Below are 13,700 nucleotides of genomic sequence, written 5' to 3' on the forward strand. Positions count from 1 at the left end.
TGTGGGCGACGATCGTCGTATTCGTGATCGTCACATTCCCGGTGCTGCCGGGGGCATAGATCTGAATAGTATCGGCGTGATCGCTCCCTTGTCCCGTCGATTCAAGGTACGAATTGCTGATGGTGACGTCTCCGTCACCGCCAATGCGCACACCTTCCCTTGAGCTAATACGCATATGGTCGAGGCTGAACGAGCCAAGACCGACAACGGACGCCGTGGAGCCAGTGTCCGTAATGCTCTTGTACGAAAGCGTTCCGCCATCTCTAAGCGTGACCGAACTCGAACTTGTAACACCGCTTAACAACGGGTCGTTCCAGCTCAGAGGGATGGCTGCCATCTAGTTTTCTCCTAGTAGCTTCGATCTAGTTTGACCCTGGCACGTACCGAACTTCGAATTGCGGTGGCAACTGAAACGCGACATCTATTTCTCCCGGTCCCCGCATGCAGGGTAGAGGGAAGCTTCAATAAGCCCTTCCTCCGTAAACTCCGGGAGACGATACCCCAAGTGCGACTTTAGCTTGCGCAGCGCCAAGGAATTCGTCTTGGCCGATTGGCAGAGGCTTTTTTTAGACCATATCGGGGCTTGGCTAAGGCCATTGCCCAAGTCAGAGGAGCATACCTCGACGTGCTCCACTAAATGGCTGATCCCGCCGTATTTTTTACGTTGTTGCAATCAGGCTACACTCGACGGAAATCTGCAGATCGGCTTCCAGCAACGAGCCGCACGATAACCGCACCACATTAAATATCGCTTTCAACATCTTTCTTATTTTAAATAATATATTCCCGATGGCGGGAGTGATTTAAATCGCGCGATATAGTTGTAATTGCTACGCGACCTCAACGAGTTGAGCCTTCGAGAGATCTAATAAGCACCCCTGGAATCGCGCGCTTGTTGCTCAATCTGTTATTGGATTATTTGCCGTCGAGTGAGGTTCTGGTGATGCCGCCAACATCGTTCTCTGCCCCTCGGCAACAACTCTGCACATTTCCTGCTCCCTCTGCTGTTTAGAGTAAGAAGCACTGTGCGAACCTCGGCCAAACCTTGCCGAGAAATTCGAAAGGTCGTGTTCTGAGACTGTTCCAAAAACGAATCGGCTTACGCCTTCGCCGGCCGCAACATGCGCGTGACACTGCCGAACGCCTTGTCGATGACGGGCCAGAACAGCAACACGATCGCCAGTGTCGTGATCGAGCCGACCAGGCCGTTCGACCAGACACCTTCAAATCGCCGCCGGCGCCGATCATCGACTGGCGGAACGCGCGAGCCAATTCTAAGTCTTCCATTCCTTCTACTCCGGGCTTCTGATGCGTGCTAGACTGCTAGCTAGGGAAGCGGCTGTCTTTAGCTGCCGCGCTCCCGGAGCGTTGATCCATGGTCAATGCGCTCGTTATCCGCAGCAATACACAACTGGCAAAAGTCCAGGAGGCGCTTCGCGCGGCGCAGTACGTGCGCATGTCAACGGATAACCAGAAGTACTCTCCAGAGAACCAGCGAACGGTGATCGCTGCCTATGCCGCGCAGCGTGGGTTCTCAATCGTGCGCAGCTATGCGGACGAAGGTCGCAGCGGCCTTACGATTTCCGGCCGAGACGGTCTGAATGCTCTGATCCGGGATGTTCAAAGCGGGCACGCGGATTTTGATTGCATTCTGGTGTACGATGTCAGCCGCTGGGGACGATTTCAAGATGTAGATGAGAGCGCCTATTACGAGTTCATTTGCAAGCGAGCTGGCATCACCGTTCACTACTGCGAAGAGGATTTTGAGAATGATGGCAGCTTGGCCTCGATCCTTCTGAAGAGCGTGAGTCGCGTTGAAGCTGCAAACTTTAGCAGGAGACTTTCAAAGCGAATCTTCCTCGCACAGAGTCATGGGGTAACTTTGGGGTTCTGGCGCGGGGGGCCGGCCTCTTACGGCTACCGCCGGCAAGCCGTCGATGAAAGAGGCGCACGGCGCGCTTTGCTCAAACCCGGAGAACAGAAGCATTTCAGGAGCGAACGCGTCATCCTCGTTCCCGGGCCGAAGCACGAAATCGAGGTTGTTAGACGCATATTCAGGGACTTTGCCATTCGCAAGAAGACAAGAACAGAAATCGCGAACGAACTGAATGCACGGGGGATTTATAATTCGCGAGGACATCCTTGGCAGATGCAGTCGATCAATGTTCTGTTGAGAAATGAGGTATACCTCGGCCACAACGTCTTCAATCGTCGCTCATGCAAACTTCTGCAGAAGTCTGTCAAAAATCCGCGTGAGATGTGGATTCGGCACGACAGTGCATTCAAACCGATTGTCTCGCAGGCGCTTTTTGACAAGGCACAGTCGGCACTCTTGAAATTGGATCGGGGCCGAAAAGTTAGTGATGAAGATCTTCTCAACAAATTGAGGAGGCTCTGGCGAAGAAAAGGCCGGCTCTCCTCGATAATCCTGCAAAATTCAAAGGGCAGCCCAAGTTGGGCTACCTATCCGCGCCGGTTTGGCTCACTAATGAACGCTTACAAGCTGATTGGCTATGATCCGGCCCCACAGTATCACTACGCGGAGACCGGGGCGAAAATTGACGCGATCATTCGCGCGGCAGCAAACGATATCGTATCCCACCTTCGAACAATCGACGAAACCACCAACTTCCTGCCCGAACTCAATTTGATCTCTTCAAGCAATTTCACAATGGTCATTGCCGTCGCGTGGTCTGTAGCCGATGGTGCGCCAGCAGGCCGGCGCTCGCGACGCTGGGAAGTAAGGAAGATCAAGTATTGCCGATCAGATCTCACCTTGGTCATCAGAATGGACAAGTCGAATACTGAAATTCAGGATTACTTCCTACTTCCGACGGCCAACCTACCTTTAACCAAAGATCGCAAGAAGCTTCGTATCTCAGATCGGGTTTTCGGCGAATTCGGTCATAAGAACTTCAAGTCCGTGTTGCGTGCGTTACGTGGAAGGCTGTCATGAGCCTGAATCGTCATTTCGCTTGAAGCCAAAATATTAGCTTTTTCTCCCATAGCGCTAGGCAAACCGTCGCTAACGCCACTAGAAGTCCGCTTACAAGGTAGGTCCGAGGACGGACGGCCGCGATTGACCGGAGATAAAGGAAGGCACCCAACACCTTGCCGTAGTTTCTTCGGAAGTCGCCGTTGAGTTTTGATAGAGCGACAAGATCAGAAGAGTGATCGTGATCGGACATCAAGCGGATCTCCTTGGGAAGCAACCAAGGTGCCTTATAGACCACTGATTTGCCCGACGAGTCAATTGGTATTTCTGATTTTCAGAAATAACGAAAAGCATGGTGGCCGCCCGTTGCTAGTCCATCGCGAATGCTGTTCTGAAAGCCGTCTATACGTCTTGCTACGCCTTCGCCGGCCGCAACATGCGCGTGACACTGCCGAACGCCTTGTCGATGACGGGCCAGAACAGCAACACGATCGCCAGTGTCGTGATCGAGCCGACCAGGCCGTTCGACCAGAACACCTTCAAATCGCCGCCGGCACCGATCATCGAGAGGCGGAACGCATCCTCGGCGCGGTTGCCGAGCACCAGCGCCAGCGTGAACGGCGCGAGCGGAATGCCGATCTTCTTGAAGACGTAACCGACGACGCCGAAGCCCAGCATCAGCCAGATGTCGAACATCGCGTTCTGGATCGCATAGGCGCCGATCGCGCAGGACACCACGATCATCGGCGCCACCGCCGCAAACGGCACCCGCAAGACGGATGCGAAAATCGGCACCGTCGTCAGCACCAGCACGAGGCCGACGACATTGCCGAGATACATCGATGCAATCAGCCCCCAGACGAAATCCTTGTGCTCGACGAACAGCAGCGGCCCGGGATTGAGCCCCCACACCATCAAACCGCCGAGCAGGATTGCCGCGGTGCCCGACCCCGGGATGCCGAGCGCGAGCATCGGCAACAGCGCCGCCGTGCCGGAGGCATGCGCCGCAGTCTCCGGCGCGAACACGCCCTCGATGCGTCCCTTGCCAAAACTGTCCTGGTCCTTGGAGAAGCGCTTGGCCAGGTTATAGCCCATGAAGGACGCAGCAATTGCGCCGCCCGGCGTAATGCCGAGCCAGCAGCCGATGAAGGACGAGCGGAACAGCGTCACCCAGTATTTCGGCAGGTCCTTCCAGACCGACAGCACGACGCGCAAGGAGATGCCGGCGGCGTGGCCGCGCAGCGCCAGCCGCTCCTCCATCGTGAGCAGGATCTCGCTGATACCGAACAGACCGATCACCGCGACCAGGAAGTTGACGCCGCGCAGCAACTCCGCCGAATCGAAGGTCATGCGCAACTGGCCAGATACGGTGTCCATACCGATTCCCGCGAGCAAGAGACCGAGCGACATCGAAATGACGGTCTTGTGCTTGGCCTCCCGGCCGAGCCCGACAAAGGAGCAGAAGGTGAGCAGATACACCGCGAAGAATTCGGGTGGCCCAAATCTCAGTGCGAACGACGAGATCATCGGCGCCAGAAACGTGATCAGCATCACCGCGACCAGCGAGCCGATGAACGACGAAGTGAAGGCCGCGGTCAGCGCTTCCGCCGCCCTGCCCTGCTGTGCCATCGGGTAACCGTCGAAGGTGGTCGCAACCGACCAGGCTTCGCCTGGAATGTTGAACAGGATCGAGGTGATGGCGCCGCCGAACAGCGCACCCCAGTAGATGCAGGACAGCATCACGATCGCCGAGGTCGGGTCCATCGTAAACGTCAGCGGCAGCAGGATCGCAACCCCGTTCGGACCGCCGAGGCCTGGCAGCACGCCGACGAAAATGCCGAGCACCAGCCCGGTCATCATCAGGAGCAGCGTCTTCCAGGTCAGCAGCACGGCGAAGCCGTGCATCAAGAGGCCCAAAGCTTCCATTTACGGGGCTTCCATGGCGTGTGTCCCACCGACCGGTTAGCGGCCGAGCGCCGCTTCGAGCGGGCCCTTTGGCATGATGACGTCGAAGGCGACGTCGAAGGTCACGAACATCGCAGCGGTGAACACGAAGGCGGTGAGCAGCGACTTCCACAATGCGATCTTGCCGACCAGCCGCATGAAGCAGGAGATCAAAAGGAAGCTTGCGACATAGAGCCCGAGGAATTGCGTGGCGAGGCAGAACAGAACCGTCGGCACGAACACGGCCATCACGCGGCGAAGCTGCGCTTGCGTCACGAAGGATTCGGAGGATTCCCGGCGCGACAGGAACGCCGCAACCAGGCCGTAGAGGCTGGCGCCACCGAGGATGATCGACAGGTAGAACGGAAAATAGCCGGGCTGCGGACCGGTGGATTCCCAGCCGGCGCCCGTTCGCCAGTTATCGTACCCGAGCGTCAGCGCAAGCGCGAGAAGCAGAAGGCAGACGACCACGTCGACCACCCGAACGCTCGCCATCTGAGGCGAGTCCGCCTCCGGCGCGGTCGGATCCTCGACGACGATTTCGATGTCGGTATTGGACATGGAGACGGGGCCCCCCCGGTACGACAGTCCTGAATGGGGATACGTGCCGACGTCGCCGGCGTCAATGTCCGGCGCTGCGCTCCGGGAATGCGCTCGCAAGTGCAGCACGATCGGGCCGCAGCAGACCGCGTTCTGTGATCAAGCCCGTCACCAGCCGCGCCGGCGTGACGTCGAAGGCGTAATTGGCAACCGGCGAGCCGTCGGGAACCACGCGCACGGTCTCGACACGCCCGTCGGCGGTGCGGCCGGTCATGGTCGCCACCTCCTCGGTGCTGCGCTGTTCGATCGGAATCTGCCTGATGCCGTCGTCGATGCTGAAATCGATGGTGGGCGACGGCAGTGCAACATAGAACGGCACGCCGTTGTCGTGGGCGGCGAGCGCCTTCAGATAGGTCCCGATCTTGTTGCAGACATCGCCACTGGCCGTCACCCGGTCGGTGCCGACGATCGCGAGATCGACCATGTGGTGCTGCATCAGATGGCCGCCAGTGTTGTCGGGGATCACCGTGTGCGGCACGCCGTGGTGCCCGAGTTCCCAGGCAGTCAGCGAAGCGCCCTGGTTGCGCGGCCGGGTCTCGTCGACCCAGACATGGACCTTCAGGCCGCTATCATGGGCAAGGTAGATGGGCGCGGTGGCCGTGCCCCAGTCCACCGTCGCGAGCCAGCCGGCGTTGCAATGGGTCAGGATATTGATCGGCTCGCCCAGCTGCTTCGTTGCCGAGATCTGTTCGATCAGCGCCAGGCCATGCCGGCCGATCCCCTGGTTGATCGCGACGTCCTCATCGGCGACTTCGCCGGCGCGCTGGTAGGCCGCCGCGACGCGTTCCGACGCTGGCAGCGGCCGAAGCAAGCGCGCCATCTCGTCGAGCGCCCATTTCAGGTTGATCGCCGTCGGCCGTGCGGCCAGCAGCATGGCATAGGCCCCATCGAGCGCCGCATCGGAAGCGTCGGTGCGCATGGCGAGTGCCATGCCGTAAGCCGCAGTCGCGCCGATCAGCGGCGCGCCGCGTACCAGCATCGAGCGGATGGCCTCGGTCGCGTCCGCGGCGCTCGCAATATGCGCCACCACGAATTCATGCGGCAATCGCCGCTGGTCGATCGCACCGACCGTCCAGCCGTCGTCCTCAAGCCAGATGCTGCGAAAATGCCGGCCATCGACCTTCATGAGTTCAACACCCTCCCCGCCACCGCATCGAGCTTGGCGAGCAATTCTGCATCGCGCGCTTCCGGCGCCGTGATCAGGGCGGTGTCCAGCGCCTTGTCCGAGCCGATCGGGCACGGCTCATGCTCGCGCGGGAAATCCCGGGCGAGACGCGCAACCAGCGCCTTGGCCTTGCCGGCATTCGAGTTCAGCACGCGAATGATGTCCTGCACGGTGACCGCCTCATGATGAGGATGCCAGCAATCGTAATCGGTGACCATCGCCACGCTGGCGTAGCAGATCTCGGCTTCACGGGCGAGTTTTGCCTCGGGCATGTTGGTCATGCCGATCACCGAATGACCCTGCGCCTTATATATCAGGCTCTCCGCGAGGCTGGAGAACTGCGGCCCTTCCATGCAGACATAGGTACCGCCCCGCACCGCCGCGATCCCCTCAGCCTCGGCCGCTGCCGCCAGATGCACGTGCAGCCGCGGCGAAACCGGATGGGCCATCGAAACATGGGCGACGCAGCCCTTGCCGAAAAACGAAGTCTCACGGCGATAGGTGCGGTCGACGAACTGATCGACCAGCACAAACGTGCCGGGCGGCAGTTCCTCCTTGTACGAGCCGCAGGCCGACAGCGAAACCAGGTCGGTGACCCCTGCCCGTTTCAGCACGTCGATATTGGCGCGGTAGTTGATGTCGGAGGGCGAGAGCACATGCCCCTTGCCATGGCGCGGCAGGAACGCGACCGGCAGCCCGGCGACGATGCCGCGCATCAGTGGCGCGGACGGCTCGCCCCAAGGGCTCTCGATGGTTTCCTCGCGGACGTCCTCCAGCCCCGGCAGGTCGTAGATGCCGGATCCACCGATGATGCCAAGCACGGCGCGCGTCATGACTTCTCCCACTTACGATTACACGCAAGATGTTCGACTATACCGCGACGCAATATTCAAGCATTGTCCGCGGGCTGCAAGAGGGTTCGAAATGCCGACCACGAAAGACAGGGAAAAACGCCAGTCGATCATCGATGCCTGCCTGCGCATGACTGCGCTCGGCATCAACCAGGGGACGTCGGGCAATATCAGCCTGCGCCATGGCGACGGCATGCTGATCACGCCGACCAGCACGCCCTACGAGGCGATGAAGCCCGAGCAGATCGTCTATATGCACCTCGACGGCAACCACGACCCCGCCCAGCGCCCTTCGAGCGAGTGGCGATTTCACCGCGACATCCTCAAGGCCCGCCCGGAGGTGCAGGCGATCGTCCACGCCCATCCGCCCTATTCGACCATGCTGGCGATCATGGGCATGGAGATTCCGCCGGTGCACTACATGGTGGCCGTCGCCGGTGGCGACACCATACGCTGCGCGCCGTATGCGACCTTCGGCACCCAAGAGCTCTCCGAACACGCCGTCCGCGCGCTGGAGGGACGGCTGGCCTGCCTGCTCGAACATCACGGCATGATCGCGATCGGGCCGTCGCTGGCAAAGGCGATGTGGCTTGCGGTCGAGGTCGAAACGCTGGCGCGGCAATATCACGGCTGCCTGCAAATCGGCACGCCGCCATTGCTGTCAAGTGCGGAAATCGAAAAAGTCCGCCTCCGCATGGCCGGATACGGCCACGCGGAGGAGTAAGCGCGCTACTTCGCGACGAAGCCGGCTTCCTTCATCAGCGAGGCATTCAGCTTGTCGTCCTCTTCGAGGAATTTCAGCATGTCCTTGCCGGTGAGGAAGATCGGCTTCAGTGCCTGCTTCTCCATGTACTCCTTGTATTCCGGCGTCTGCGTCACCTTCTGGAACAGGTCGACATAGAACGCCTGCTGCTCCGGCGTCACCTTGCCGGGCAGGAACATCGCGCGCAGCATCAGGTACTGCACGTCGAGCCCTTCCTCCTTGCAGGTCGGGACGTCGTTCCAGGATTGCGTCTCCGTGACCTTGGTTTTGTAGGAAATGCGCTCCTTGTCGAACACGCACAGCGCGCGGACCTGGCCGGCGCGCCAGACTTCGAGGTTTTCAGACGGGTTATTGACATTGGCTTCGGTGTGCTTGCCGACAAGCTGCGTCGCCGCCTCGCCGCCGGACTTGTAGGGCAGATAGGAGAACTTCGCGCCGGTCTTCTGCTCCATGAAAACCGTCAACACATGGTCCTCGCGCTTGGAGCCGGTGCCGCCCATCTTGAACGGCGAGCTCGCCGCCTTGGCGGCGGCGATGAAATCCTTCACCGTCTTCGGACCCTCGGCATTGTCCCACAGCACGAACTGGTCGAGCGCGACCACCGACACCGGCGTCAGGTCACGCCAGTTGAACGGGATCTTGGCCGACAGCGGCAGCATGTAGATCAGGGAATAGGCGATCAGCACCTTGTTGGGATCGCCGTCGCTGGATTTCATGTACATCAGCGCCTCGGCGCCGGACGCCCCGCCCTTGAGCGACACAACCATCGGCTGCTTCATCAGGTTGTTCTTTTGGATCGCCGCCTGCATCATCCGCGCCATCTGGTCGGAGGCACCGCCGGCGCCGGCCGCGACCACGATTTCCACCGGCTTGGTCGGCTCCCAAGCGGCAAACGCAGGGGTGGTTGCGATCAGGGCCGTCAAGACGGCCGCGGCTTTGAGGATCTGTCCCACGGGTTTCTTCCCTATGTATTTGCAAGACCTGGAAAACAAGACCTGGAAAATCAGATCTGTCTGGTTGCCACATCTTGCGAGCGAACCGATCAGAGTTCAAGCTGCACCGCAATGTGCCGCCCATGACTTTCGCATCATGACTTTCGCATCATGACTTTCGCATCAGGTGCAAATCCTTCCGGCAGGAGGGCCGCGGCTACGACGAACAGCCGAATTCAATCTCGCCGCTTTTCCGTTGTGCGGCGGCGAGTGGGCCCGTTTAATGCACGCTACAAAAAACATCCGGAGGAGAGACTGAATGAGAAGGATTTTGATGACCGCCCTCATGGGTGCGACGCTGACGCTCGCGGGGTGCGGACGGGATCCAGGACCGAAAGGGGATACCGGCCCACAGGGACCGGCCGGGCCGCAGGGCGTACAGGGCTTGCAAGGCGTGCCCGGCGCTCAAGGGCAACAGGGTCCCCAAGGGCCACAGGGACCGCAGGGTGTGCCCGGTCCGAAAGGCGATCCCGGACCGGCTGGCACTTCCATCAGGTCGGTTCAGGCCAGCGGCGAGGTCGGCTGCGATGCCAATGAAAACCTGGTGTCGGTGTTCTGTCCGTCAGGCGGTGCCCCCGACGGCGCCAAGTGCGGCACCGGTCCGGCCGTCGGTCTTTGCTTCAAGAAGTAGCCGCCCGGTTGCGCTACGATCCGACGAATAATGGTCGGCGAAAAAGCATGAAAGCGTTCGCGATTGGTTTTCTCCTGGCTTGTCTTGCCGCCACCGCGGACGCCGGCTCCTCAATAATTGGCGCGGGCTCTCAAACCTGCACGGCTTGGACCAACCGCAAGAAGAATGCGGTCGTCAAAGGAAGCTTTGAATCCTGGCTGGTTGGATTTATCAGCGGCCTCAACATCAGCGGCGAGCGGGACATGGTGGGTGGCGGCGACTTCGACGCGATCATCGCGTGGATGGATCAACGTTGCCTCACCACGCCCTCAGACAGAATAGGTATCGCGGCGCTCGACCTCGGTATGGAATTGGCCAAAAAGGCCGCCAAACCGTAGTGGGCGGTTCTGAACGCTTGGGTACCCTATTTGCCCTTCCAGTTCGGCGAGCGCTTGTTGAGGAACGCGTCCATTCCCTCGCGGAAGTCCTCGCTCATATAGGCGCGCAGGATCAGGTCCTCGCCCTCGTCACGCGTCAATGTCCGCCGGATGCGGCGCACTGCTTCCTTGGTCACTTCGAGCGTGATCGGCGCATGGCTCGCAACGAGTTTCGCAGTCTCGTCGGCGCGGCGCTGCAACGTTGCGACATCGGGCACGACCTCATTGAGCAGCCCGAGCGCCAGCGCTTCCGGCGCTTCCACCAGCCGCGCCTTGAAGATCAGGTCCTTGGTCCGCGCGGGGCCGACCAGCGAAACGAGCCTGGAGATATTGGACATCGACAGGCAATTGCCGAGCGTACGCGCGATGGGAAAACCCATCCGCGTTGTCTCGGTACCGATGCGGATGTCGCAGCACGCCGCAATCCCAGCCCCGCCGCCAGTGCAGGCGCCGGCAATCGCCGCGATCGTCGGGACCCGGCAGGCCTCCAGCGCACCGAGCACGCGGTCGATCCGCGCCTCATAGTCGAGCGCGTCCTGTGCAGTCTTGAAGGCGCGGAACTGCGAAATGTCGGTGCCCGATGCGAACGCCTTGTCGCCGGCGCCGGTCAAGATCATCGCCTTGATCGAGCGATCATTGTTGATGGTCTCGCAGATCACCGCCATCTGCTCGTACATGGCAAAGGTCAGCGCGTTGCGCGCCTGCGGACGGTTGAACGTCAGCCGGGCGATGCCGTCCTCGACGGAATAGATCAGGTCTTCGGTCGAAGCTACCGGAGCGTTCATCGCAGCTCTCTCTATTTTTGTTTCGGTCAAACAGGCTCAGGCGACGGCGGCCTTCGGCATCTCCACGACATCGCGTCCCTTGAGCACTTCCATCGCCGCCAGCACGCCACCGCCGCGATGCGGCACCTTGGCGAGATCGAGACCCATCTCGACACCCGACAGCGTGCCCATCAGCATGAGGTCGTTGAAGTGTCCGATATGGCCGATCCGGAACACCCTGCCCTTGATTTTGTTCAGGCCGGTGCCGAGCGACATGTCGAAGTTTTCCAGCACGACCTTGCGGAAGTTGTCGGCGTCATGGCCTTCCGGCATGACGACGCCGGTCAGCGCAGGCGAATGTGCGCCCTGCTCCTGACATTGCGTTTCCAGCCCCCACACCTTGATGGCCGCGCGCGTCGCGGCGCTGTGGCGCTTGTGGCGGGCGAAGACATTCTCGAGACCCTCCTCCTCGAGCATCTTGACCGCTTCGCGCAGCCCGAACAGCAAGTTCGTTGCCGGCGTGTAGGGCCAGGTGCCGGCCTTGTTGATCGCGATGACTTCCTGCCAGTCCCAATAGGAGCGCATCGCGGGATTGGCCTTCGCCACCGCGAGCGCCTTTTCCGAGATGGCGTTGAAGCCGAGACCCGGCGGCAGCATCAGCCCCTTTTGCGATCCGGCGACCGACACGTCGATGCCCCAGGCGTCGTGCTCATATTCCAGCGATCCCAGACCGGAGATGGTGTCGACCATCAGGAGCGCGGGATGGTTGACGCGGTCGAGAATCTTGCGGACGTCCTGCGGATGGGTGACGCAGCCGGTCGAAGTCTCGTTGTGGACCACGCACACGGCCTTGATCTTGTGCGCCTTGTCGGCCGACAGCCGCGTCTCGATCTGCTCAAGGTCTGCGCCATGACGCCAGTCACCGGGAATGAAGTCCACCTCGAGCTTGAACTTGTCGGCGATGCCGCGCCAGAGCACGGCAAATTGCCCGGTCTCCGCCATCAGCACCTTGTCGCCCGGCTGCAGCGTGTTGACGATAGCCGCCTCCCAGGCCCCGGTCCCCGACGACGGGTAGATGATCACCGGCTGTTTGGTGCGAAACACCCGCTGCATGGCCGCCAGCGCAGCGTATCCGACCTCGGCAAACTCGGGACCCCGGTGGTCCATGGTCGGCATATCCATGGCACGCAGCACCCGGTCCGGCACGTTGGTCGGTCCCGGAATCTGCAGAAAATGCCTTCCAGTATGCACGGTCATGGGCGTCCTTCCCGGTATTGCCTTGGCGTTTCGAGCCGCTCGAATATCACCATTTGGCGGGCTTGTCGCCCGCCAGACGCAGCACGTCAATGCGTGGGAAGGAGGGCTGGAGCGGCGTCCGCAGGCAGGCGCGAGTTGCCGGCTAGGTGCCGACGACCTTGAGATGCGCCGGGGAATTGCCTTGGGGACGCTGCTCCAGATACTTCATCGCGGCATCGATACCGCCGGCCCGGTACGGAATGCCGGCGACTGACAGCCCCATCTCCACGCCCGTCAGTGCAGCGAGCAAGACCAGCTCGTTGCATTCGCCGAGATGACCGATGCGGAATACCTTGCCTGCCACCTTTGACAGTCCGGAGCCGAGCGACATGTTGAAGTTGTCGAGCACCACCTTGCGGAACTGGTCCGCGTCATGCCCCGGCGGCATCAGCACGGCGGTGAGCACCGGGGAAAAGTCCTTTGGCTCCTGGCAGAGCACCTCCAGTCCCCAGTGATTGACGGCGGCACGCGTAGCCGCGGCGAGCCGCTGATGGCGCGCGAAGACCTTGTCGAGCCCCTCCTCAAGCAACATCGCAATGGCCTCGCGCAGGCCGTAGAGCAGGTTGGTCGCCGGGGTATAGGGAAAGAAGCCATTCGCATTCGGCTTCAGCATTTCCTCCCAATCCCAATACGACCGCGGCATTTTGTTGGTCTTGGCTGCAGCGCGGGCCTTGTCCGAGATCGCGTTGAACCCCAAACCGGGTGGCAACATGAACCCTTTCTGCGAGCAGCTAACGCTGACATCGACCTTCCATTCGTCGTGCCGGTACTCGACCGATCCCAGCGAGGAGATGGTGTCGACCATCAGCAAGGCTGGATGACCGACCCGATCCATCGCGGCGCGGATTTCGCCGATCCGGCTGGTCGCACCAGTCGACGTTTCGTTGTGGACGACCATCACGGCCTTGAGCCCATGCGATGTGTCGCGCGCCAGCCTTTCCTCGATGACCGCCGGATCTGCGCCACGGCGCCAGTCGCCGGGCAAGAAGTCGACGTCAATTCCCCAACGTCCCGCCATCTGGCGCCACAGGGTCGCGAAATGGCCGGTCTCCACCATCAGAACCTTGTCGCCAGGCGACAGCGTGTTGACGATCGCGGCTTCCCAGGCCCCTGTCCCCGACGACGGGAAGATCACCACCGGTCCCGAGGTCTGGAAAATCTTCTGACTGCCGCCGAGCACGGCCCGCCCGAGTTCGGCGAACTGGGCGCTGCGGTGATCGATCACAGGCATGTCCATCGCGCGAAGAACGCGATCCGGAACCGGACTCGGCCCCGGAATCTGAAGAAAATGCCGTCCTTGCTGCATAAAAACCTCCCACCAGGCCTCATCTCTAGGTAATGCC

12 protein-coding genes and 2 pseudogenes are annotated in these 13,700 nt (G+C 60.9%); 4 read left to right on the forward strand and 10 right to left on the reverse strand.

The features are described 5' to 3' along the window. Both LMTR3_RS30370 and LMTR3_RS40120 read right to left on the reverse strand, forming a co-directional pair. Positions 1-337 (reverse strand): annotated as a pseudogene (locus LMTR3_RS30370) (Ig-like domain-containing protein); the annotation flags it as partial. Between the two features lie 762 nt (positions 338-1,099). Beyond that, a pseudogene (locus LMTR3_RS40120) lies at positions 1,100-1,263 on the reverse strand (tripartite tricarboxylate transporter permease); the annotation flags it as partial. Between the two features lie 112 nt (positions 1,264-1,375). On the opposite strand from LMTR3_RS40120, the gene LMTR3_RS30375 reads away from it, so the two are divergent. Beyond that, positions 1,376-2,956, forward strand: a complete 1,581-nt coding sequence (locus tag LMTR3_RS30375) for a recombinase family protein (protein WP_065748656.1) — start codon at positions 1,376-1,378, stop codon at positions 2,954-2,956. Positions 2,957-3,349: 393 nt separating this feature from the next. Here the strand turns inward: LMTR3_RS30375 and LMTR3_RS30380 are convergent, their stop codons facing one another. The 4 genes from LMTR3_RS30380 to LMTR3_RS30395 form a co-directional block, all read right to left on the reverse strand. Beyond that, a complete protein-coding gene (locus LMTR3_RS30380) occupies positions 3,350-4,861 on the reverse strand; it encodes a tripartite tricarboxylate transporter permease (RefSeq protein WP_065748657.1) in 1,512 nt (503 codons plus the stop codon). A gap of 36 nt (positions 4,862-4,897) precedes the next feature. Then, a complete protein-coding gene (locus tag LMTR3_RS30385) occupies positions 4,898-5,440 on the reverse strand; it encodes a tripartite tricarboxylate transporter TctB family protein (protein ID WP_065748658.1) in 543 nt (180 codons plus the stop codon). A 61-nt stretch (positions 5,441-5,501) separates the two neighbouring features. Beyond that, positions 5,502-6,605 (reverse strand): S-methyl-5-thioribose-1-phosphate isomerase, encoded by a 1,104-nt coding sequence (mtnA, locus tag LMTR3_RS30390; protein WP_065748659.1) that lies wholly within the window; start codon positions 6,603-6,605, stop codon positions 5,502-5,504. Continuing rightward, complete coding sequence (locus LMTR3_RS30395) at positions 6,602-7,477, reverse strand: S-methyl-5'-thioadenosine phosphorylase (protein ID WP_065748660.1); 876 nt, start codon at positions 7,475-7,477, stop codon at positions 6,602-6,604. Before LMTR3_RS30395 ends, mtnA begins: the two co-directional genes overlap by 4 nt. A 91-nt stretch (positions 7,478-7,568) precedes the next feature. Here LMTR3_RS30395 and LMTR3_RS30400 point away from each other — a divergent pair, with 91 nt between their 5' ends. After that, positions 7,569-8,219, forward strand: coding sequence for a class II aldolase/adducin family protein (locus LMTR3_RS30400; RefSeq protein WP_065748661.1), 651 nt, complete (start codon positions 7,569-7,571; stop codon positions 8,217-8,219). 5 nt (positions 8,220-8,224) lie between these two features. Here LMTR3_RS30400 and LMTR3_RS30405 read toward each other — a convergent pair whose 3' ends face one another. After that, positions 8,225-9,202: a Bug family tripartite tricarboxylate transporter substrate binding protein gene (locus tag LMTR3_RS30405; protein WP_502686686.1), complete on the reverse strand. Its 978-nt coding sequence runs from the start codon at positions 9,200-9,202 to the stop codon at positions 8,225-8,227. A gap of 307 nt (positions 9,203-9,509) precedes the next feature. Here LMTR3_RS30405 and LMTR3_RS38755 point away from each other — a divergent pair, with 307 nt between their 5' ends. Together LMTR3_RS38755 and LMTR3_RS30415 are read left to right on the forward strand one after the other, a co-directional pair. Then, positions 9,510-9,881: a collagen-like domain-containing protein gene (locus LMTR3_RS38755; protein WP_084029911.1), complete on the forward strand. Its 372-nt coding sequence runs from the start codon at positions 9,510-9,512 to the stop codon at positions 9,879-9,881. Between the two features lie 47 nt (positions 9,882-9,928). Continuing rightward, entirely contained in the window at positions 9,929-10,258 is a 330-nt protein-coding gene (locus tag LMTR3_RS30415; RefSeq protein ID WP_065748664.1) for a hypothetical protein, read from the forward strand. A gap of 26 nt (positions 10,259-10,284) precedes the next feature. On the opposite strand, the gene LMTR3_RS30420 is transcribed toward LMTR3_RS30415, so the two are convergent. The 3 genes from LMTR3_RS30420 to LMTR3_RS30430 all read right to left on the reverse strand — a co-directional run bounded on the left by LMTR3_RS30420 (position 10,285) and on the right by LMTR3_RS30430 (position 13,663). After that, entirely contained in the window at positions 10,285-11,082 is a 798-nt protein-coding gene (locus tag LMTR3_RS30420; protein ID WP_065748665.1) for an enoyl-CoA hydratase/isomerase family protein, read from the reverse strand. A 36-nt stretch (positions 11,083-11,118) separates the two neighbouring features. Next, the gene (locus LMTR3_RS30425) at positions 11,119-12,318 is read right to left on the reverse strand and encodes a pyridoxal-phosphate-dependent aminotransferase family protein (RefSeq protein WP_065748666.1); all 1,200 of its coding nucleotides are present in this window, start codon (positions 12,316-12,318) and stop codon (positions 11,119-11,121) included. A gap of 142 nt (positions 12,319-12,460) precedes the next feature. Continuing rightward, positions 12,461-13,663, reverse strand: a complete 1,203-nt coding sequence (locus tag LMTR3_RS30430) for a pyridoxal-phosphate-dependent aminotransferase family protein (protein WP_065748667.1) — start codon at positions 13,661-13,663, stop codon at positions 12,461-12,463. Positions 13,664-13,700 lie beyond the last annotated feature (37 nt).

The organism is Bradyrhizobium sp. LMTR 3 (genome assembly GCF_001693485.1).
GTDB lineage: Bacteria > Pseudomonadota > Alphaproteobacteria > Rhizobiales > Xanthobacteraceae > Bradyrhizobium.